This is a genomic window from Halomonas korlensis (assembly GCF_900116705.1).
Taxonomy (GTDB): domain Bacteria; phylum Pseudomonadota; class Gammaproteobacteria; order Pseudomonadales; family Halomonadaceae; genus Halomonas; species Halomonas korlensis.
This window is the reverse complement of the sequence record NZ_FPBP01000001.1, coordinates 156163-176600: the sequence shown is the minus strand read 5'-3', so window position 1 is coordinate 176600 and position 20438 is coordinate 156163. Positions and strand designations below refer to the sequence as shown.

Annotated in this window: 24 protein-coding genes and 1 tRNA gene; 19 read left to right on the top strand and 6 right to left on the bottom strand. The window is 57.5% G+C overall.

Annotated elements, in window-relative coordinates:
- Positions 1 to 10: 10 nt before the first annotated feature.
- From BM341_RS00885 to BM341_RS00875, 3 genes are read right to left on the bottom strand one after another with little or no spacing between them, the layout of a single operon-like run.
- Positions 11 to 1270 carry a TRAP transporter large permease gene (locus BM341_RS00885; protein WP_089791978.1) on the bottom strand — a complete coding sequence of 420 codons (1260 nt, stop codon included), beginning with the start codon at positions 1268 to 1270 and terminating at the stop codon, positions 11 to 13.
- The gene (locus BM341_RS00880; RefSeq protein WP_245784130.1) at positions 1267 to 1776 is read right to left on the bottom strand and encodes a TRAP transporter small permease; all 510 of its coding nucleotides are present in this window, start codon (positions 1774 to 1776) and stop codon (positions 1267 to 1269) included. Before BM341_RS00880 ends, BM341_RS00885 begins: the two co-directional genes overlap by 4 nt.
- A 9-nt stretch (positions 1777 to 1785) precedes the next feature.
- Positions 1786 to 2781: a TRAP transporter substrate-binding protein gene (locus tag BM341_RS00875; protein ID WP_089791976.1), complete on the bottom strand. Its 996-nt coding sequence runs from the start codon at positions 2779 to 2781 to the stop codon at positions 1786 to 1788.
- A 545-nt stretch (positions 2782 to 3326) separates the two neighbouring features.
- On the opposite strand from BM341_RS00875, the gene BM341_RS00870 reads away from it, so the two are divergent.
- The gene (locus BM341_RS00870; RefSeq protein ID WP_089791974.1) at positions 3327 to 3806 is read left to right on the top strand and encodes a hypothetical protein; all 480 of its coding nucleotides are present in this window, start codon (positions 3327 to 3329) and stop codon (positions 3804 to 3806) included.
- Positions 3807 to 3996: 190 nt separating this feature from the next.
- Here BM341_RS00870 and BM341_RS00865 read toward each other — a convergent pair.
- Positions 3997 to 4073, bottom strand: a tRNA-Pro gene (locus BM341_RS00865).
- A gap of 207 nt (positions 4074 to 4280) precedes the next feature.
- Between BM341_RS00865 and BM341_RS00860 the strand changes: the two genes are divergently transcribed.
- Positions 4281 to 4643 carry a CidA/LrgA family protein gene (locus BM341_RS00860; protein ID WP_089791972.1) on the top strand — a complete coding sequence of 121 codons (363 nt, stop codon included), beginning with the start codon at positions 4281 to 4283 and terminating at the stop codon, positions 4641 to 4643.
- On the top strand, positions 4640 to 5371 hold the full coding sequence (locus tag BM341_RS00855; protein ID WP_089791970.1) for an LrgB family protein: 732 nt from the start codon (positions 4640 to 4642) through the stop codon (positions 5369 to 5371). The genes BM341_RS00860 and BM341_RS00855 overlap by 4 nt, the downstream gene beginning before the upstream one ends.
- 72 nt (positions 5372 to 5443) lie before the next feature.
- On the opposite strand, the gene BM341_RS00850 is transcribed toward BM341_RS00855, so the two are convergent.
- Entirely contained in the window at positions 5444 to 5803 is a 360-nt protein-coding gene (locus BM341_RS00850) for a hypothetical protein (protein ID WP_089791967.1), read from the bottom strand.
- 224 nt (positions 5804 to 6027) lie between these two features.
- Here BM341_RS00850 and BM341_RS00845 point away from each other — a divergent pair, with 224 nt between their 5' ends.
- The 5 genes from BM341_RS00845 to BM341_RS00825 all read left to right on the top strand — a co-directional run bounded on the left by BM341_RS00845 (position 6028) and on the right by BM341_RS00825 (position 10721).
- Positions 6028 to 6201 carry a DUF2970 domain-containing protein gene (locus BM341_RS00845; protein WP_089791965.1) on the top strand — a complete coding sequence of 58 codons (174 nt, stop codon included), beginning with the start codon at positions 6028 to 6030 and terminating at the stop codon, positions 6199 to 6201.
- 221 nt (positions 6202 to 6422) lie between these two features.
- Complete coding sequence (gene coxB / locus BM341_RS00840) at positions 6423 to 7541, top strand: cytochrome c oxidase subunit II (protein ID WP_089791963.1); 1119 nt, start codon at positions 6423 to 6425, stop codon at positions 7539 to 7541.
- 53 nt (positions 7542 to 7594) lie between these two features.
- Positions 7595 to 9229 carry a cytochrome c oxidase subunit I gene (gene ctaD, locus BM341_RS00835; protein WP_217646152.1) on the top strand — a complete coding sequence of 545 codons (1635 nt, stop codon included), beginning with the start codon at positions 7595 to 7597 and terminating at the stop codon, positions 9227 to 9229.
- 32 nt (positions 9230 to 9261) lie between these two features.
- Positions 9262 to 9861, top strand: a complete 600-nt coding sequence (locus BM341_RS00830) for a cytochrome c oxidase assembly protein (RefSeq protein WP_089791961.1) — start codon at positions 9262 to 9264, stop codon at positions 9859 to 9861.
- Positions 9858 to 10721 carry a cytochrome c oxidase subunit 3 gene (locus BM341_RS00825; RefSeq protein ID WP_089791959.1) on the top strand — a complete coding sequence of 288 codons (864 nt, stop codon included), beginning with the start codon at positions 9858 to 9860 and terminating at the stop codon, positions 10719 to 10721. Before BM341_RS00830 ends, BM341_RS00825 begins: the two co-directional genes overlap by 4 nt.
- A 22-nt stretch (positions 10722 to 10743) precedes the next feature.
- Here BM341_RS00825 and BM341_RS00820 read toward each other — a convergent pair whose 3' ends face one another.
- Complete coding sequence (locus tag BM341_RS00820) at positions 10744 to 10938, bottom strand: DUF2909 domain-containing protein (protein ID WP_089791957.1); 195 nt, start codon at positions 10936 to 10938, stop codon at positions 10744 to 10746.
- Here BM341_RS00820 and BM341_RS00815 point away from each other — a divergent pair.
- The 11 genes from BM341_RS00815 to pheS all read left to right on the top strand — a co-directional run bounded on the left by BM341_RS00815 (position 10937) and on the right by pheS (position 20424).
- Complete coding sequence (locus BM341_RS00815) at positions 10937 to 11668, top strand: SURF1 family protein (RefSeq protein WP_089791955.1); 732 nt, start codon at positions 10937 to 10939, stop codon at positions 11666 to 11668. The two genes, BM341_RS00820 and BM341_RS00815, sit on opposite strands and share 2 nt — an antisense overlap.
- Positions 11631 to 12227 carry a hypothetical protein gene (locus BM341_RS00810; RefSeq protein ID WP_245784109.1) on the top strand — a complete coding sequence of 199 codons (597 nt, stop codon included), beginning with the start codon at positions 11631 to 11633 and terminating at the stop codon, positions 12225 to 12227. The genes BM341_RS00815 and BM341_RS00810 overlap by 38 nt, the downstream gene beginning before the upstream one ends.
- On the top strand, positions 12224 to 13303 hold the full coding sequence (locus BM341_RS00805) for a COX15/CtaA family protein (protein WP_089791951.1): 1080 nt from the start codon (positions 12224 to 12226) through the stop codon (positions 13301 to 13303). The genes BM341_RS00810 and BM341_RS00805 overlap by 4 nt, the downstream gene beginning before the upstream one ends.
- Positions 13296 to 14213 carry a heme o synthase gene (cyoE, locus tag BM341_RS00800; RefSeq protein ID WP_089791949.1) on the top strand — a complete coding sequence of 306 codons (918 nt, stop codon included), beginning with the start codon at positions 13296 to 13298 and terminating at the stop codon, positions 14211 to 14213. Before BM341_RS00805 ends, cyoE begins: the two co-directional genes overlap by 8 nt.
- 151 nt (positions 14214 to 14364) lie before the next feature.
- On the top strand, positions 14365 to 14832 hold the full coding sequence (locus tag BM341_RS00795) for a DUF2489 domain-containing protein (protein ID WP_089791947.1): 468 nt from the start codon (positions 14365 to 14367) through the stop codon (positions 14830 to 14832).
- Positions 14833 to 15113: 281 nt separating this feature from the next.
- Positions 15114 to 15779, top strand: coding sequence for an OmpA family protein (locus tag BM341_RS00790; RefSeq protein ID WP_089791945.1), 666 nt, complete (start codon positions 15114 to 15116; stop codon positions 15777 to 15779).
- Between the two features lie 340 nt (positions 15780 to 16119).
- Positions 16120 to 18018, top strand: a complete 1899-nt coding sequence (thrS, locus tag BM341_RS00785) for a threonine--tRNA ligase (protein WP_139232947.1) — start codon at positions 16120 to 16122, stop codon at positions 18016 to 18018.
- 4 nt (positions 18019 to 18022) lie between these two features.
- On the top strand, positions 18023 to 18592 hold the full coding sequence (infC, locus tag BM341_RS00780) for a translation initiation factor IF-3 (RefSeq protein WP_089791943.1): 570 nt from the start codon (positions 18023 to 18025) through the stop codon (positions 18590 to 18592).
- Between the two features lie 87 nt (positions 18593 to 18679).
- The gene (rpmI, locus tag BM341_RS00775) at positions 18680 to 18874 is read left to right on the top strand and encodes a 50S ribosomal protein L35 (protein ID WP_016854829.1); all 195 of its coding nucleotides are present in this window, start codon (positions 18680 to 18682) and stop codon (positions 18872 to 18874) included.
- A 35-nt stretch (positions 18875 to 18909) separates the two neighbouring features.
- Entirely contained in the window at positions 18910 to 19263 is a 354-nt protein-coding gene (rplT, locus tag BM341_RS00770) for a 50S ribosomal protein L20 (RefSeq protein WP_089791941.1), read from the top strand.
- Positions 19264 to 19404: 141 nt separating this feature from the next.
- Positions 19405 to 20424, top strand: coding sequence for a phenylalanine--tRNA ligase subunit alpha (gene pheS / locus BM341_RS00765; protein WP_089791939.1), 1020 nt, complete (start codon positions 19405 to 19407; stop codon positions 20422 to 20424).
- The last annotated feature ends 14 nt before the right edge of the window (positions 20425 to 20438 follow it).

The following is a 20438-nucleotide window of genomic DNA, read 5'->3' as shown; positions in this document are numbered from 1 at the left end:
GAAAACTTCCTTAGCCGGAGAGGCCCAGCAGTATCGGGACATAAACTACCAGCAGCAGTACCACGATCAACCCCAATAAATAGGGGATGATCGCGCGAGTGATACGCTCCAGCGGCAGTCGAGTGACCGACGAGGCCACATACAGATTGATCGCGACGGGAGGGGTGATCATGCCGATCGCCAGTCCCACCACGATGATAAGCCCGAAATGAATCGGGTCGATGCCGATACGAGACACCAGCGGCAGCAGTACCGGCGTGAGAATGATCAGCGCACTGGCTGTCTCGATGAACACGCCGGTCAGCAGGATGACGCCTACCACCAGCAGCATGATGACATAGGGGTCAGTGGAGAACGACAGGACCGCCGAGGCGATGGCCCCGGGCACTTGCCAGCTGGACAGGGTCCAGCTCAGCACGGCCGAGGTGGCGATCACCAGCATGATCACCGAGGTGGTGACCGCCGAGCGAATCAGGATGCGATAGACATCGGGTAGCGTCAGGTCACGGTAGACAAACAGCGATACCAGCAGCGCGTAGTTCACCGCGACGACCGCGGCCTCGCTGGGCGTGAAGACACCCGAAAAGATACCGCCAAGGATGATCACCGGAGTCATCAGTCCCCAACTGGCGCTCTTCAAGGTGCGCCAGATGGTCGCCGGCGAGAAGGCGGTGCCTCGCGGGTAGTTACGCCGGTAGGCCTGGACGATGGAGATGGTCGCCAGCCCCACCCCCATGGCCAGGCCAGGCAGGAAACCGCTGAGAAACAGCTGCGATACCGATTGCTGGGCGATCACCGCATAGATGATCATGGGGACCGAGGGCGGAATGACCACGCCGATGGTGCCGCTGGCGGCAATCAGGCTCGCGGCGGAGGCGGGGTCATAGCCTTTCTTGCGCAGCTCGGGCACCAGGCTCGAGCCCACGGCGGCGGTGGTGGCGGCCCCTGAGCCGGAAATGGCGGCGAAGAACATGCCCGCCAGTACCGAGACGATCGACAGGCCCCCCTTGAGGAAGCCGAACAGCGAGTCAGCGAAATCGACGAGTTTCTCGCTGACCTTGCCCTGGGCCATCAGGTCGCCGGCGAGAATGAACATCGGCACGGCGACCAGGGCGAAGGAGTTGATGCCCTGGAACATCTGCTGGGTCACCACCATCAGGGGGGTTCCCTGGGCTGTCAGGGCGATCATTGCGCTGGCGCCGATGGTCAGCGCGATGGGCACGCCGAGCAACATGAAGCCGAGAAAGCAAGCGAAGAGCAGGGCGGTCATGGGTCGTGTGCGTCGCTATCGGGGTCGTTCACCGTGGCGTATCGACCGCTATGTACCAACGAGACGAGATCGACCAGCGAGGTCCAGGCCATCAGGGCGGCGCAGAACGGCATCACGGCATAGACCCAGGTCATCGACAGGCGCAGCGAGGCAGACTTCTGAAAGCTCTGAATCTGCATGTATCGATAACCGATGACGATCAGCGAGATCATGAATGCCACTACCACTAGGGTCGCCAGGAGGCGGCTGGCCTGACGGATCCTGGGAGGCAGGGCGTCGACCACGAAGGTCACGGCGATATGGCGCCTGCGGCGGTAGGCGAGGGTGGCAGCGAGAAAGGTGATCCATACCAGCAGAAAGCGCGCGACCTCCTCCGTCCATCCGACGGCGGAGAAGAACACGCGGGAAATGATCTGCAGGGTGATCACGCCAATCAGCGCCGCCATGGCCAGGAAAACGACCGGGCGTGTGACGGCGTCGATCCCCTGCTCGATGCGCTGGAGCAGGGGCAGCACTTATTTCAGGGCCTCCTGGATGCGCGGCAGGTAATCACCGAACTGCTCGCCGTATTGCTCGTAGACCGGCGCGACGGCTTGCTGGAAGGCGGCCATGTCGGGTTCGTCAACGATCTGCATGCCCGCCTCGCGCAGCTCGGCAAGCTGCTCGGCTTCCATTTCGGCATTCATGCGTCGCTCGTGCTCGGCGGCGTCCTGGGCGGACGTTTCGAGCACTTCCTGGGCGGCCTCGGGCAGCTGGTTCCAGATGGGCATACCCATGACGAAGATTGCCGGTGCGTAGGTGTGGCGAGACAGGGTCATGTGGCTCTGCGTCTCGTCGAGCTTGAAGGAGTGGATGACATTGACCGGGTTTTCCTGGCCGTCGATGGTGCCCTGTTGCATGGCGGTCAGCGCCTCGGTCCAGGCCATCGGAACCGCATTGGCGCCAAGCTCGCGGAAGGTGTCGACGTAGACGGGGTTCTCCATTACGCGAATGCGCAGGCCATCGATATCGTCTGGTGTAGTAACCGCGCGCTCGCTGTTGGTGAGGTTGCGAAAGCCGCGCTCCGCATAGGCCAGGCCCTTGAGGTTGACCTCGGCGAGCTTGTCCAGCAATTCCTGGCCGATGGGTCCGTCGAGCACCTCATAGGCGGCCTCGGGCGAGGGGAAGAGAAAGGGCAGTTCGAACACCGCCATTTCCTCGACGAAGTTGGCCACCGGCCCGTTGGTGATCACGCCCATGTCGACGGTCCCGATCTGCATGCCTTCCAGCAGGGTGCGTTCGTCTCCCAGGCTTGCGTTGGGGAAGATTTCGACGGTCACGGCACCTTCGGTGCGTTCTGCCACCAACTCCTGAAACTTCTCGGCAGCGATATGAAAGCCATCCTGCTCGTTGACCACATGGGCGAGGCGCAGGTTGATGGGCTCCATGTCGGCGAAATCGGCGGCGCTGGCGGTAGCGGCCACGGCGAGTGAGATCCCCAGGGTCAACGCATGGCGGGCGATTTTCTGCATTGTGCTTATTCCTTATTGATGTCAGTAGCTTGGGAAGAATGCCCGAGGTCGATATGAAGCGTCAAACTGGGGGACTCAAAGCTGTCGATGTATGAAAAAGCATCCACCAGCCCTGCGGTGGGATGACGGAAGGCGTCGGGTAGTACACTGGCGATCTAAAACTATGCCGCTGCCAGAGCCGAATCGCCGTTTGGTTCGTGGATACCATCAGATTGTACTGCATGGTGGTTAAGTTCTGTTCTCGAGCCGAGGCCTGGGTGAAGTCGCGGGGCACGGCATAGGTTTCTCCGGACAGGAATACCGGCTCAATGAGAGCCCAGAGGGCCAGCCAATCGGTGGTGCGAAAAGCACGGATTCGGGTCACGGAGATTCCTTCGAGCGGCTGAACTCATCGAATCAAACGTAGTCTACGCCCAGCCACCGACTTGTGACACCGGATGGCCCACGAGCGCCAAAACCATTACAGGCGCCTCTTGGTCCGGGTGTCAGTGCCACGTTATTCGGCGCTAGGGTCACACTAAATCAATGATTGCAATGGAGATTCCATGTTTGCACTGAAGCTTATCGCCACCTCTTCCCTGGTTCTCGCCATGGCTGCCCCCGCCCTGGCGCAACAACAAATGCCCCAGGGTCAAGGTCAGCCGCCAAGTGCAGAAGATCAAGTCAACCAGCTCGACGAGCTTGTCGACCTCGACGATGCACAGGAGCAAGAGCTCACTACGCTTCTTAATGATGCCCAGAGCCGTATCCAGGAGCTTGAGAGTGAAGCTCAGGAGGTCCAGCTACAGCTCCAAGAAAGCGTCAGCTCCGATTTCAATGAGAACGCCATTCGTCAGGATGCCGAGCGTCTCGGCCAGCTCACCGGCGACATGACTGCCGAAAGCGTGCTGCTTCAGTCACGCATCGAGGCCACGCTTACCGAGGAGCAACGCGACGAGCTCGAACGCCAGATGCAAGTCCAGCAGGAGCAGATGGAGCAGATGCAGGAGCAGATGCAACAACAACAGCAACAGCAGCCGGAATGATCTTCATCGGCCCAGAATGACCGGCAATGAGTCGGACACTCGCACAAAGAGACGGCCGCCCTCTGGGGCGGCCGTCTCTTTGTGCGCATGACGGTGAGAACTGCTTTTCTGGCATCGCCTTTGATTTGAGCGCCTGCCATCGAAAAGCCGCCGCTGGGAAATGCCCAGCGGCGGCTTTTCTCGATGTTTCTGGTCGGAGCGACAGGATTCGAACCTGCGACCTTTGCAACCCCATTGCAACGCGCTACCAAGCTGCGCCACGCTCCGATGTCGTTTCGGGATGAGCGAATAGATTCGACACTCTCTCGAAGACGAGGCGTATACTAGCGCGTTCCCGATAAAATGAAAAGTCGCGTTTGCACTTTTGTTTCAATTGGTTGGCTAGCCATCGCTGGATATTGGGTGGGTCGGGGTCGAGGGGTTATCTTGTCCTAGGGGTTGATCCGCCAGTTACTGCCAGAAAAGGAGAACGGCATGCCGTTGATCATGGGGATGAGTGTGCTGTTGGCATGCCAGTTTCTGGGGGAACTGGTGACTCGTGGGTGGGGCCTGCCGGTTCCGGGTCCGGTTATTGGCATGGTGATACTATTAATAGGCTTGCTTATTTGGGGCAAGGTGCCGGGGAGCTTGCGCTTGGCAGGCGAGGGGCTGCTTCGTTACCTGACTCTGCTGTTTGTGCCTGCTGGCGTCGGCTTGATCGCGCACTTCGAGCTGATCGGGAAGGATCTCTGGCCCATCATCTTCACGTTAGTGGTTTCCACTGCGGTGACGCTTGCCGTGACGGGTAAAATGCTCGAACAACTCAACCGTCGTCGCAACCGGAGAGTAGAGCGGTGAATATTGCGGCCTTTGACCAGCTGTGGGTCTACCTTTCCGGTAACCCCTTGCTGTCCTTGTTGATAACGCTGGTGGCTTTTGCTGCGGCGGTACGTATCAATCGGGCCTTGGGAGGGAGTTCGCTTTTTCACCCGGTTACGCTTTCCGTGGCAATGCTGATCGGCTTACTGTTGCTGGTGGATATGGATTATGCCACCTATTTTGAAGGGGCCCAGTTCATCCATTTCCTTCTCGGGCCGGCCACTGTGGCGCTGGCGATACCTCTCTACGACCATCGTGAGAAAGTCCGCCAGTTGCTCTGGCCATTGCTGCTTGCCTGCATAGTAGGCATCATCACCGCGGTAGGGTCGACGCTAGGGCTGGCGGCTCTCATGGGGGCAAAACCCGAAACGCTCCTCTCTCTCGCGCCTCGGTCGGTGACATCGCCCATCGCCATGGGTGTTGCCGAGCAGATTGGCGGCATTCCGTCCTTGGCCGCCGGGCTGGTACTGTTGACCGGGTCGATTGGCTGCGTTGTCGCTCCCTGGATCTTTCGTGTACTCAAGGTTCGGGATCCGGCCGTGCAGGGGTTCACATTAGGGCTTGCGGCTCATGGTTTCGGCACCGCACATGCTTTTGCACGAATTGGCGCCGTGGCCGGTGCCTTTTCGGGGTTGGCGATGGGGTTAACGGGCCTGCTCACAGCTTTTCTCCTTCCTCTTCTCGTTCGTTTGGTAGGTATGGGCTGAGAATTCTATGCTTTTTCGCGAGCCACATGGCAGTTGGAAGAGAAGGCAGCATGGCGGATGTGATAGGGACCATTAGATTTCTTCCCAGATCCGCTTGCGAAAGTCATGCGTAAGCGAAGAGGCCTTTTCCATTCTTTCCATGTGTGCCTCGGTGGCATGCTTGAGAAGCTTTTGGTAACAATTGTGCAGCTCTCCCGGGGTCTTGGGAGCTTCTTCACCGTGGAAACAATTGGCCATTTTCACTCCGTTTTCGGCCATGGCGGCGAGGAACTCTGCCTCAAATTGCATCGCCTGTGTCAGGCTTTCCATCCAGGCGAGCTGCATGCGGGCGATGGGGTTGGCATTCTGCGCCCATTGCTCCTGCCACCATTCGAACATTTGGGTTGAGGGGGCAGCGGGAGTGTTGGCATCTCTGGATCGAGCTTTGCTCATGATAGGCCTCCTTTACTTACTTGAGCTGTTTGACTGAAAGCGATCAACGTGCTTGGTCTTCACTAAGATTATAGTTGACACGGACGCTTTGGGTGATGCGCCAGGACGGCATTCGCATTCTCCTGACGTCAATCAAAGGATAATGCCTCGGCCGCTAATAAGCGGAAGACGTAAGCTTCGACTAAAGCCTTAAGCACATTGGGCCTGGAGAGGGGAATTTTGGCATGTGGAGTGTGATAAAATCGGTTTTAGCAGCTTTTTTCGGTGTTCAGCGTGACCAGCAGCGGCGAGAAGATTTCGAGCACGGCAAGCCCGTCAGCTTTATTATTGTGGGTATTGCCATGGCCATGCTCCTGGTGGCGCTCGTGGCGTTGATAGCGACACTGGCCGCGGGTTGAAATCGTCTGACCGTTGATGCATACGTTTAGGGTTCGGACCGGCGGCGACTCAATTCGTCGGTAGCGTTCCGTATACTCGACAAAATATCGGTTGGTGTTACTGTATTCTGGTATGTGCTCTGCATGGTTTCGGCGGTGGTGGATCGTGACGCCTCCTGAGCTGATGCTTCATTAACACACTGAATTCATTTATTGACGACAACAATCATGAGGAGGCGCCGATGCGCACGTTGCTCGTGAGGGTGGCAGCAGGTCTGACGCTGGCCCTGATCTCTCCCTTGGTTCTGGCCAATGGCTGGAACATGCCGATCGGGGTGACAGCGCTTAGCCGTGAGATCCACTCCCTGCACATGACCATCTTCTGGATCTGCGTGGCGATCGGTGTAGTGGTTTTCGGGGTGATGTTCTACTCCCTGTTCCGTTACCGTCGCTCCAAGGGCGCAGAGGCGGCCAATTTCCACGAGCATACGGGCGTGGAGGTCCTTTGGACGGCAGTTCCCTTGTTGATTCTTGTCGCCATGGCCGTTCCTGCTACGGCTACGCTTAAGAATATGTATGACGTTTCCGATGCAGAAATCGATGTCATGGTGACGGGGCAGCAGTGGCGCTGGCGCTACGAATACCTGGGCGAGGATATTGCCTTCACCTCTAATATGAGCACCCCGCGCGAGCAGATCAGTGGTGAGGCCGAAAAGACTGAAAACTATCTTCTCGAAGTCGATGAGCCGCTGGTGTTGCCTGTCGATACCAAAGTGCGTTTGCTGTTGACGGCAGACGACGTCATACACTCCTGGTGGGTGCCTGAATTAGCGGTGAAGCAGGACGCTATTCCCGGGTTTGTGAACGAGAACTGGGTGCGTATCGAAGAGCCCGGTATCTATCGAGGGCAGTGCACCGAGCTTTGTGGTATGGACCATGGCTTCATGCCGGTTGTCGTCGAGGCGCTGGAAAAAGATGAGTATGAAGCCTGGCTGGCCGAGCGCAAGGAGGCGGCTGAGCAGGAGGCCATGGGAGTAGATCGCGAATGGGAACTGGCCGAGCTGATGGAGCGCGGTGAGCAGGTCTACGGCAGCATCTGTGCCTCATGCCATCAGGCCGATGGCTCGGGAAGTCCACCAGCGTTCCCGGCACTGGCGGGCAATACCGATATGCTCGACGATGTGGAATGGCACATCGATACTATTATTAACGGGGTGTCGGGTTCCGCCATGCCGGCCTTCCGTAGCACTCTGAACCCAGTGGAGATTGCCGCGGTGGCCACCTATGAGCGTAACGCCTGGGGTAACGATGCTGGCGATACCGTACAACCGTCGGAAATCGTCGAATTGCTGGAAGAATGACAGCAACCGGCCTTTCCGTTTCTCTATTGCGATCGTAACCAGGGAGATTTCCGATGGCTTTTCATTTTCCCAAGCCGACTCCAGAACAAAGTACGACCACGGCCGACGCCGGCCTGGCCGATTCGCACCATCATGAGCGGCCTCGCGGTCTGATGAGATGGGTGCTGACCACCAGTCATAAAGAGATCGGCAGTCTCTATCTGATTTTCTCATTGACGATGTTCTTCATCGGCGGCATCTTCGCCTTGGTGGTGCGCGCCGAGCTCTTCCAGCCAGGGCTGCAACTGGTTGAGCCCGAGTTTTTCAACCAGATGACCACCATGCATGGGCTGATCATGGTATTTGGCGCTGTGATGCCTGCTTTCGTGGGGCTGGCCAACTGGATGGTGCCGCTTCAGATTGGGGCGCCAGATATGGCCTTGCCTCGCCTCAACAACTTCAGCTTCTGGTTGTTGCCGGTGGCATTCACGCTTTTGCTGTCGACGTTATTCATGCCCGGCGGAGCCCCGAACTTCGGTTGGACGTTTTATGCGCCGCTTTCCACTACCTATGCACCGCCTTCCACGACCTTCTTTATTCTTTCCCTGCACCTGGCCGGCATAAGCTCCATTCTCGGCGCGATCAACATCATTGCTACTATTCTAAATCTGCGTGCCCCCGGCATGCGCATGATGGATATGCCACTGTTCGTATGGACATGGCTCATCACTGCATTCCTGTTGATCGCCGTCATGCCGGTTCTGGCAGGCGTCATCACCATGATGTTGATGGATATCAACTTCGGCACCAGTTTCTTCAGCGCCGCAGGCGGTGGCGACCCGGTGCTCTTTCAGCATCTTTTCTGGTTCTTCGGCCATCCAGAAGTCTATATCCTGATTTTGCCCGCCTTCGGGATCGTCTCTGCCATCATTCCGACGTTCGCGCGTAAGCGCTTGTTCGGTTACGCCTCAATGGTGTATGCCACAGCTTCCATCGCCATCCTGTCCTTCCTTGTCTGGGCGCACCATATGTTCGTGGTGGGCTTGCCGCTGGTCGCTGAGTTGTTCTTCATGTATGCCACCATGCTGATCGCTGTGCCCACTGGGGTGAAGGTATTCAACTGGATCACGACGCTGTTCCGTGGCTCGATTACCTTCGAGCCGCCGATGCTCTTCGCGCTGGCATTCGTGGTGCTCTTCACCATCGGTGGCTTCTCGGGACTGATGCTGGCGATCGCTCCGGCTGACTTCCAATATCACGACACTTATTTCGTAGTGGCTCACTTCCACTATGTACTGGTGCCGGGCGCCGTATTTGCCATTATGGCAGCCGTCTATTATTGGCTGCCCAAGTGGACAGGTCACTATCCGCACGAGCGCTTGTCCCAGGTTCACTTCTGGCTCTCGGTTATCGGGGTGAATCTCACTTTCTTCCCGATGCACTTCTCCGGGTTGGCTGGTATGCCGCGCCGTATTCCTGACTATGCCCTGCAGTTTGCTGACTTCAATATGGTGTCAAGCCTCGGGGCGCTATTATATGGCGCTTCCCAGCTTGTCTTCGTACTGGTCATCGTCATGTGTGTGCGTGGTGGCAAGAAGGCTCCAGCCAAGGCTTGGGAAGGGGCGGAAGATCTCGAGTGGAGCGTACCGAGTCCGGCCCCGCTCCATACATTTGAAACGCCGCCCAATTTCGAGCGTCCCGTGCACTGAGTGCCGTCAAGGATCTTTCGAGGACCAACTTCATGACTCAGCCGAACCGCGACGACCACGGTGCCAAGAAGGGGGTACGGCGCACCGTGGTTCGTACGGTGGCGGCCCTGGCCGGAATGTTTGCCTTCGCTTTCGCGTTGGTGCCGCTTTATGACGTCTTTTGTGAGGTAACGGGCATCAACGGCAAGACAAACAGCAGTGCGCAGGCTGTCATTCATGAGGAAGTGGATGAGTCGCGCATGATTACCGTCCAGTTCATTACTCGTGGCAGCTCCGGTCTACCCTGGGAGCTTGACGTCGAGTCTCGGCAAGTCCGGGTTCACCCTGGACAAACCAATGAGGTCAATTTCACCTTTCATAACCGCAGCGACAACAGTAGCTGGGGTCGGGCAGTGCCCAGCGTGTCGCCTTCGAATGCCTCACTCCACTTGCGCAAGGTAACCTGCTTCTGTTTTGAGGAGCAGCATCTGCAGCCAGGCGAGCGAATCGAAGCCCCGCTGGTATTTCAGCTGACCCGCGATCTTCCGCCCGAGATCAAGACCGTAACCCTTGTATATACCCTATATCCGGTCGCCCATAAAAATGAGCCACTTCAGGCGCAGGTGACTATTGGCAAAGGAGATGAGGCATGAGTGGTGGCAGCTATTACGTTCCCGAGACGAGTAAGTGGCCAATCTTAGGGTCACTGGCTCTAGGCGCCATGATGCTGGGCAGCGGTGTCATGCTGGTACATGGAGCTGTTGGTATGCCGGTGATGTTGATCGGTTTGTTCGGCATATTGACTGTGATGGGGTTTTGGTTTCGGGATGTCATCAAGGAGTCGCGCGGCGGGTTATATGATGACCAGATGGATCGCTCCTTTCGCTGGGGAATGGCATGGTTCATCTTTTCGGAGGTGATGTTCTTTGCCGCTTTCTTCGGGGCGCTTTTTTATGTGCGTACCTTCGCACTCCCCTGGTTGGATGGAGAAGGAGCCAAGGGCGTGGCCTCACTGCTCTGGCCGGACTTTACCGCCAGTTGGCCATTGCTGAACCCGCCGGACTCTTCCATTGCTGGGCCGACAGATACCTTCAGCCCCTGGCACCTGCCGCTAGTCAACACGCTGATTCTGGTGAGTTCCAGTATTACGCTGACAGTTGCCCACGAAGCCCTCAAGGAAGGACTCCGCGCCACTGCTCGCAATTGGCTGGCCGGCACTGTGCTGCTGGGTCTCTGCTTTATCACCATCCAGGGGGTGGAGTACTACGAGGCTTATGCTCACTACGGCATCACTCTCGAGGCGGGTATTTATGGGGCCACCTTCTTCATGCTGACTGGCTTTCATGGTCTACATGTCATTATCGGCACTATCATTTTGGCAGTCATGCTGGCTCGAGTCTTACAGGGCCATTTTACCGGTGAAGATCATTTTGGCTTCGAAGCGGCCGCTTGGTACTGGCATTTCGTCGATGTGGTATGGATCGGGCTTTTCCTGTTCGTTTACGTTTTCTAACGCTTATTGTCAATAGGATCTGCTAGCCGCCCAGTTCTCCGAAGTAAAAACCATAGAAGAGCAACGCCAGAAGGGCGGCTGCTAGGCTAACCCGGAACTTGAGAGATATCAGCAGGCGCCTCGAGTGTCCCTGATCACGGATGAGGAAGCCGGCGCCAGCTGCAAGGCTGGCCACCATGGCGGTGAAAACGAGGGCAATCAGGATCTTTAGCAGCATGAAAAACTCCGTAATAGGGGCTGGTAGGAAACAAGCGCGTGCCCGGCACCGACGGATATGGCTCTGGTGGTCTTTCTGGACAGTGATCGTGGTACTCGGATTATGTCTGGGACTATGGCAGTGGGAGCGAGCTGAGGACAAGCGCAATTTCCTGGCCGCCCTTGAGGCGGCTCCCCTTGTTCAGGATCCTTCTGCGTCGCCACCCGAAGGCGCCACGCTCATGCTTTCCGGTGAGTATTTGGCAGATCATACGCTGTTCCTCGATAACCGCACGCTTGATGGTCGCCTCGGCGTTGCTGTGTTGACACCACTGCGTGACGAACAAGGTCAGTACTGGTTAGTGCAGCGCGGCTTCATGGCGACCGATATGGGCCGTGGTACGCCAGAAGTGGCTACGCCCGCTGGTGAGGTCACGTTGAGAGGGCAGTGGCAGACGGAAAGCGAAGGGGCTCCCTTGTTTGGGCCCAACCAGGAGGGTTTGCGTCTACAACGTATCGCATTGGAAGCCTGGGACCACGAGTTCGCCTTTGCAGGCTGGCTGCATCTCGTTGAAGGCCCCGGTATGCTTGAGGCTTGGTGGACGCCCAATGTGATGCCACCCAGTCGTCACCTAGGTTACGCCGTACAGTGGTGGTCACTGACGCTTGCTGCTTTGATAGCCATGGTAATAGGTGGTCGGCGCCTGACACGCGATGCACCTCGACTACCTCTTTCCAAACCTGACGAGTAATTTCTTGATGAATCCCGATCGCGCCCTGCGCCGTTCCCGACTGAAACTTCTGGCCTTGATTACCGTTTTTGCGCTCCCCATGCTGGCGGCCTGGGTCATGGTGACCTGGCGTGTAGGCATTCCCGAGCAGCGTACCGCGCATGGTGAGCTTTCTCCAGAAGTGCCGCTGCTCGCTGAGTGGCCACTTAATGAATTACCTCTATCTCTACAGACCAATGATTGGATTCTCGCCTTCGATTGCGGCACCGAATGCGATGCCCAGGCCGATCAGTGGTGGCGGCTACATCGTGCCCTTGGTCGAGAGGCCGATCGTATCAGCCGCTTGCGTATCGGTGGACAGGCCACGGAACCCTTGCCTGGTGAAACCCTGGCCCAGTGGGCCGAGGTGCCGGAGTGGCGGTCTCCGGGAAAGCTTTGGGTGCTGGATCCCCAGGGAATGGCCGCAGTTTCCTATACGGAAGGAGTCGATGCTGCCGATGTGCTGGACGATGTGCAGCAGTTGCTTGACATGAACCCTCAGCCACCTGGATCGGTTGACGCCGAGGTGGCCAAGCGATGAAAGCGCAGCAGGCGGTTGGAGAGGGAGTAAGTGCAAGGCAGCAACGCCGGCTTAACGTATTGGTCACTCTGAGTCTGGTCGGCGTGATCTTTACCGTGATAGTGGTGTTGGTGGGAGCCTGGACACGGTTGGTCGATGCGGGGCTGGGATGTCCCGACTGGCCGGGTTGTTATGGTGAGATGGTCGTGCCGGATGCCGAGCGTGCCTTGAGCCACAGTCCTGATACCCCGCTGGAAAGCTTCAAGGCTTGGGTCGAGATGACGCACCGTTACCTGGCCTCTTCGCTGGGTCTGCTGGTGATTGCCTTGTTGGTGTTCGGTGCTTCGTTGCGTCGTGTTGCCGGCTATCCTTGGCGGGTGAGTCTCGCCCTCCTGGCCATGATTCTGGTTCAGGGTGCCTTTGGTGCATTTACCGTGACCCTTAAACTCTGGCCGCAGGTAGTAACCCTCCATCTTTTGGGTGGTTTATCGGTCATGTTGTTGTTCTTGTGGTTACACTTGAGATTGCGCCGGTTAGCGAGGGGTGAGCGAACGGCGGTTAAGCCTCGACGTCTAACCCCTCTCTGGGCAGCGGCGGTGCTGTTGCTGTTTTTGCAATTGGCGCTCGGCGGATGGGTCTCCAGCAACTATGCGGGTATTGCCTGCCAGGGCTTTCCCACCTGTAACGGCCAATGGTGGCCGGGTACCGACTGGAGCGAAGGCTTTCATCTGACACAAACCGTCGGGCCGAGCTATCTTCATGGACAGTTGCATGCCGATGCTCGTACTGCCATCCAGATTGGGCATCGAGTAGGTGCAGGTTTGCTGGGGCTAGCGTTATTGATCCTCGCCTGGCGATACTGGCAAGAACCACCTTTACGCCCCTGGCTTGGTGCCGTGCTGGGAGGTTATGCTATACAGTTCTTTTTGGGCGTCGCTAACGTCTTGCTTTGGTTGCCCTTGTGGTTGGCGTTGGCCCATACCGCCGGAGCGGTATTGTTGGTCATTCTTATGACGCTAGCGGTATGGCATTGGCGGCAGTCGGTACGGGAACCGAACAGACATTTACGGGCTGAGAAGGAGTGGGTGCATGCCTAACGCGATGGTCGAGCGTGCTGAGTCGATGGAAGACGTTCAATGGAGCTGGCGTGACCTGCTGACCTTGTGTAAGCCACGAGTGGTCGTGGTCATGCTGGCCTGTGCGTTAGTGGGCATGGCCCTCGCTACTCCTACGTTGCCTTCATTGTCAGTTGTCGTTTTTGGTCTGCTGGGAATCGGCCTGGCTGCAGGAGGGGCGGCGGCCTTCAACCATGTAGTCGATCGCCGTCTCGACGCTTTGATGCTCAGAACATCACGTCGTCCGCTAGCCTCTCAGCGGATGCCCATGCCTGTTGCATTGGGGTGGGCAACTCTGCTTTCTGTCGCAGGTATAGCGGTGTTGATATGGCAGGTGAATGTTCTGACAGCCTGGTTAACGCTAGGCTCGCTGATCGGCTATGCCCTCATCTATACGACCTTTTTGAAGCGGGCCACACCGCAGAATATCGTTATCGGCGGGGTGGCCGGCGCCGCACCGCCGCTGCTGGGCTGGACGGCGGTAACTGGTCAACTCGGTCCGGAACCCTTGCTGTTGCTGTTGATCATCTTTGCCTGGACGCCACCGCACTTCTGGGCCTTGGCGATTTACAAGCGTGATGAGTACGCCCGCGCTGGCGTGCCCATGTTGCCGGTAACCCATGGTGATGCGTTTACGCGCCTCCAGGTCTGGCTCTACGGTTGGTTGACGGTGGCTGTGACATTGATGCCTTTTGTGATTGGCATGAGCGGGGCTATTTACCTGGTCGGTGTGATGGCATTGAACCTGCGCTTCATGTACTGGAACTGGAAAGTCTGGCGGGGCCGTGATCTGGAGGCGCCATTGGCCGCTTTCTGGTTCTCCATACGCTATATTCTTGGCGTCTTTGGCATTTTGCTGCTTGATCATTACGCTGTGCTTTGGGTTACTTGATTGATCCACCATTTATTTCAAGTTTCGGTTTGCCGCTCATATTGACGGACACCCTCGGCTTCTCGCCTGATGTTTATCCAGTAGGCGTTGGGGGCGTGAAGGCTCATGCTGTATAGTATTTGTACAGCCGATGATTTTCACGGAGATGTCCATGTCGACGAACACCAGTCTTGTGCTTCTTGCTTTGGCCTTGATGCTTGTCATCGGGTTATCGGTTTACGCTTATACGTTGTGGCGTGAGGTGCGACGGCGTCGCGAGTATCGACAGGAAGAAGATCAACGAGCTCGTCAAAACTGTCTGGACAACCTAGAGATGGTGGCATCGGCGCTCGCGCAGGGGCAAGTTGATGTCACAGAAGGCGCCTGGCGGTGCAAGGTGTTGTTGGAGATACTCGACCCTGACCTCATGGAACGGCCAGCTTTTCGCGCTTTTGGGGAGGTCCATGAACGGACGCGCCACCTGCATACGCATTCCGCACGTGATGCCTTGAGTTCTCAGGAACGCCTCAAAGAAGATCAACAACGGCTTGCTGTCGAAGACGAGATGCGCGAGCCAGTACTCGCCGCTGCCAGTGCTGTGCTAGAATTTCATCGACGCTGGCCCGAAAGCCGATATTGATCGGATCAGGCGGTAAAAACGCGATTGCATGTTGGGCCAAACTGACCCATGCTGTTCGGTAGTCGTAGACGACTGATTTTCGGGCAGTGCCTATCTGCATTGCTGCGTCATAGGTCGACCAGATAAGTTACGTTTCTTGAATAAGTTATGTTTCTGAGATGGTCGGTAAGGGATCAAGGTTCAAAAGGTGGCTGATAACAGCCAACCGATAAAATACTCTGTATGGCATTATCGATAAGCTAATGGCTTGTCTTGTCATCACTGGGTCAAGGGAGTTTTACATGAAGAAATCAACAACTGGTTTGTTGCTCGGTTCTGCATTGGTGGTTGGCCTTTCTGGCTGCGCCAGTTCGGCGTCACAATCCACTTCCGGTGCCTCAGACCGCGCGTGGTACCAGCAGCCAGTCGTCTGTGGTCTCGCGGGTGGCTTGATCGGTGGGGGTATCGGTTATGCCACCAGCAGCGAGTCTGACGAAGATAGAGGCACTGCTATCGGCGGTGTCTCTGGTGCGGCCATCGGCGGCTTATTGTGCGCAGATCGTTCACCTGAGCCGCAGCCGGAACCCGAGCCGATGCCCGAGCCGGAACCCGAGCCCGAGCCCGAGTTCGAGCCGGTGGTTCTCGACAGTGACGTGACCTTCCCGTTCGACTCGGCTGAGCTGCGCCCTGCCGCCGAGAGTGAGCTGAATCAGGTCGCCAGGACGCTTCGCGAAAGCCCTGAGGTCCGCGTTGTTATCGAAGGTCATACCGATTCCATCGGCACCGCCGAGTACAATCGTGACCTCTCGCAGCGGCGTGCCGAGTCCGTAAGCTCGTACCTGCAGTCGCAGGGGATCGCCGGCAACCGCTTGCGTACTGTTGGTTACGGCGAAGAGCGTCCGGTCGCCAGCAATGATACGGATGCTGGTCGTGCACAGAACCGTCGCGTGGAAATCAACAGCCAGTAATTGGTCTGATTTCTTGCGATATCACCGGGCCATGTCTCGGTTGTCAGGGGCGCCTCAGGGCGCCCCTGATTTTTCCCCCCACTGTCGGTTGCCAACAGACCTTTGTGCTGCTGAGTCCTGGTGGCCGTCTTGGCTGTAATTGAAGGCCGCCGCGTTGCGCATGGCGTGCCATGCCGCTTTTCTGTTAAAGTCTCCCTCCGCCGCGAGTGATGCCAGAAGCGTTTCGCCTGCCCTGTAGGGGCAAGGGCCTGATGCGTCTGCGGTGTTTTATTGCGCTAATTTCGTTCATCGCGACATGTGGTCTTTCGTATGGGCCACCACTGCGCTCAAGGACTGTCTCATGCCCATCGTGACGCTGCCGGACGGCAGCCAGAAAACCTCCGACGAGCCTCTAACCGTTATGCAATTGGCGGAGAGCATTGGTCCTGGTCTCGCCAAGGCGTGTATCGCTGGAAAAATCGATGGCGTGCTGGTGGATGCCGCCGATACGATTGACCGCGACGCGCATGTGTCGATCATTACCGCCCGTGATGCAGAAGGGCTAGAGATCATTCGCCACTCCTGCGCTCATCTTATCGGCCATGCAGTCAAACAGCTTTATCCTGAGGCAAAGATGGCCATCGGGCCGGTGATTGATGACGGCTTTTATTACGATATCGATTTCGGTCATTCAGTGACGCCAGAAGATCTCGACGCCATCGAGGCGCGGATGAAGGCGCTGATCGATCATGACTACAATGTGGTGCGCGAATACGTAGACCGTGACCAGGCCTTGCAGACGTTTCTCGAGCGAAACGAACCCTACAAGCAGGAAATCGTTCGCGAGATTCCGGAGGGGGAGAGCATTCGTCTCTACCATCACGAGGAATACACGGACATGTGCCGTGGCCCCCACGTGCCGAACACACGCCACCTCAAGATATTCAAGCTGACCAAGCTGGCAGGCGCCTACTGGCGAGGTGACGCTGACCGGCCAATGCTGACTCGCATCTACGGCACCGCATGGGGCGACAAGAAGCAGCTCACTGGTTACCTCAAGCGCCTCGAGGAAGCCGAGAAGCGTGATCACCGCAAATTGGCAAAGAAGATGGACCTCTTTCATCTTCAGGAAGAGGCGCCCGGGATGGTCTTCTGGCATCCCAATGGCTGGACAATCTATCAGGCGCTCGAGCAGTACATGCGCCGCGTGCAGCTTGAGAACGGCTATCAGGAAATCAGGACGCCACAGGTGGTCGACCTGTCGCTGTGGAAGAAGTCTGGTCATTGGGGCCACTATAGCGACCTGATGTTCACCACTGAGTCCGAGAAGCGCGAATACGCCATCAAGCCGATGAACTGCCCCTGCCATGTGCAGGTATTCAACCAAGGGCTCAAGAGCTACCGCGACCTGCCGTTGCGTCTGGCCGAATTCGGCAGCTGTCACCGCAACGAGCCATCCGGGTCCCTGCATGGCTTGATGCGAGTCCGCGGGTTCACTCAGGATGATGCGCACATCTTCTGCACTGAGGGTCAGATCCAGTCCGAGGCAGAGGCCTTCATTGCCTTGACGCTCAAGGTCTACAAAGAGCTCGGCTTCGAAGACGTGGAGCTCAAGCTTTCGACCCGACCCGAGGGCTTCATGGGTGAGCCGGGTCTGTGGGATCGCGCCGAGGCCGGACTCGAGGCCGCGCTCAACGCGACGGGGCTTGAGTGGGAGCTGCAACCGGGAGAGGGGGCTTTCTATGGGCCCAAGATCGAGTTTGCGTTGCGAGACTGTCTCAATCGTGTCTGGCAGTGTGGTACCCTGCAGCTCGATTTCAATCTTCCGGGACGCCTCGGCGCCCAGTTCGTCGATGAGGACGGTGCACGCAAGACGCCGGTGATGTTGCATCGTGCTATCCTCGGTTCCTTCGAGCGCTTTCTCGGTATCCTGATCGAACACTATGCCGGTGCCATGCCGTTATGGTTGGCGCCTGAGCAGGCGGCGGTGTTGACTATTACCGACTCGCAGCGTGATTATGCGGTTAATCTGGAACGTCGACTTCAGAAAAGCGGCCTACGCGTCAAGGCGGACTTGAGGAACGAGAAGATCGGCTTTAAAATTCGCGAACATACGTTGCAGAAGGTCCCCTACCTGCTGGTGGTGGGAGATAAAGAAGTCGAGTCCGATTCGGTGGCCGTGCGCACGCGCAGCGGAGAGAATCTTGGTACCATGGCAGTCGATGCCTTCGCCGACTTGATTCAGGCCGAACGGCGATAGCGACATCTTCCAAGGCTATAGTGGAGACGGAACCATCAAGAGAAGCAATCCAAGAGGGCGTGTTCAGGATAAGCGCCCACCAATGAACGAGCGGATTACCGAAGATCAGGTTCGCCTGATCGACAGCGACGGCGAGCAGATGGGCATCGTGCCTACCACTGAAGCGCTGGAGCGTGCCGAAACGGCCGGTATGGACCTCGTCCAGATTTCCAATGCCGATCCGATCGTCTGCAAGATCATGGACTACGGCAAGTTCGTCTTCGAGCAGAAGAAACAGAAAGCGGCTCAGAAGAAGAAGACCAAGCAGATCCAGGTGAAGGAAGTGAAATTCCGGCCTGGCACCGACGAGGGTGACTATCAGGTCAAGATGAAGAACCTGACGCGTTTCCTCGAAGGTGGCGACAAGGGCAAAGTGACACTGCGTTTCCGTGGTCGTGAAATGGCGCACCAGGACATTGGCCGTAAGCTGATGGAGCGGATCGCCGCCGATCTCGAAGAGATTGGTACCGTGGAGTCTTTCCCTAAGATGGAAGGACGTCAGATGATCATGATCATTGCCCCCAAGAAGAAGTGATTCGACGGCCCGTCCAACGGACAGAAGCTTACCCTGGCTTTTGTCGGCCCCGAATTTTCTAAAAAACCTCGAGCGGAGTTTACTCTCATGCCGAAAATCAAGAGCAACAGTGGTGCAGCCAAGCGCTTCAAGAAGACGGCCAATGGCTTCAAGCACAAGCAGTCATTTCGTAGCCACATTCTGACCAAGAAATCCACCAAGCGTAAGCGTCAGCTGCGTGGGATGAAGCAGATCCACGACGCCGACAAGCAGCTCGTTCAGCGCATGCTGCCTAACCTCTAAACCTTGGTAGGTTTCATTAACGTCAGGAGATTGCTATGACTCGTGTCAAGCGTGGCGTCGTTGCTCGTCGCCGTCACAAGAAGATTCTCAAGCAGGCCAAGGGGTACTATGGTGCCCGTTCGCGTGTCTTTCGTGTTGCCAAGCAGGCGGTTATCAAGGCTGGCCAGTATGCCTATCGCGACCGTCGCCAGCGCAAGCGCCAGTTCCGCGCCCTGTGGATCCAGCGTATCAATGCTGGCGCCCGTCAGCACGGCATGTCCTACAGCCGTTTCGTCGGTGGCCTGAAGAAAGCGGGCATCGAAATTGACCGCAAGGTGCTGGCTGACCTGGCCGTGAATGAGAAGGCGGCCTTTGCCGCTATCGTCGAGAAGGCCAAGGCTGCCCAGTAAGTGGCATCGACCGCAACCTTGAATCGGTATTACCCGATGGGTTGTTGACGTCGCAGGGGAAGAGCCGCCGCTCTTCCCCTTTTTTATGCAACCCTTGACGTCTGCATACTTTGCGAGATCACCGAATTCGGAGCGAAACGGATGGATCACCTTCCCACTCTGGTCACCGAGGCTCGATACGCCATCCAAGCTGCCGGTAGTATCTCGGCGCTGGACGCGTTACGTGTCCGCTATCTTGGCAAGAAGGGCGAAATCACGGCCTTGCTCAAGGGCCTGGGCAAGCTACCGCCCGCGGAGCGCCCGGTGGCAGGTGAGCGTATCAACGAGGCCAAGCAGGCCCTGAGCCAAGAGATCGAGGAGCGACGCTGTGCCCTTGAAAAGGCTGACCTCGAAGCGCGACTGGCAGCCGAACGCTTGGATGTGACGCTTCCCGGGCGGGGACAGCCCGGCGGTGGTCTGCACCCCGTGACGCTGACCCTTGAGCGCATCGAGGGGCTCTTCACCCGTATCGGCTTCGACGTGGCGGTAGGCCCAGAAATCGAGGATGATTATCACAACTTCGAAGCGCTCAATATCCCCGCGCATCATCCGGCGCGAGGCATGGCCGACACCTTCTATTTTGATGCCACTCGACTGCTGCGTACCCATACCTCGCCGGTCCAGGTGCGTACCATGAAAGCCAGCGAGCCCCCAATTCGCATCGTCTGCCCCGGGCGGGTCTATCGAAGTGATTCCGATCTCACTCATACGCCGATGTTCCATCAGGTGGAAGGCCTGCTGGTTGACGAAGATGTGAGCTTCGCCGACCTGAAGGGAACCATCGAGGATTTCCTGCACGCCTTTTTCGAGCGTGACGATCTTTCGGTGCGTTTCCGACCCTCCTACTTCCCGTTCACCGAGCCGTCCGCCGAGGTCGATATCCAGTGCGTCATGTGCGCTGGCGACGGTTGCCGAGTCTGCTCGCACAGCGGCTGGCTGGAAGTGATGGGCTGCGGCATGGTGCATCCAGAAGTGTTTCGTCATTCGGGCATCGATGCCGAGCGCTACACCGGCTTTGCCTTCGGCATGGGGGCTGAGCGTCTGGCCATGTTGCGCTATGGCGTCAATGACCTGCGGCTATTCTTCGACAACGACCTGCGCTTCCTGCGCCAGTTCGCCTGATCGTCCACCGGATA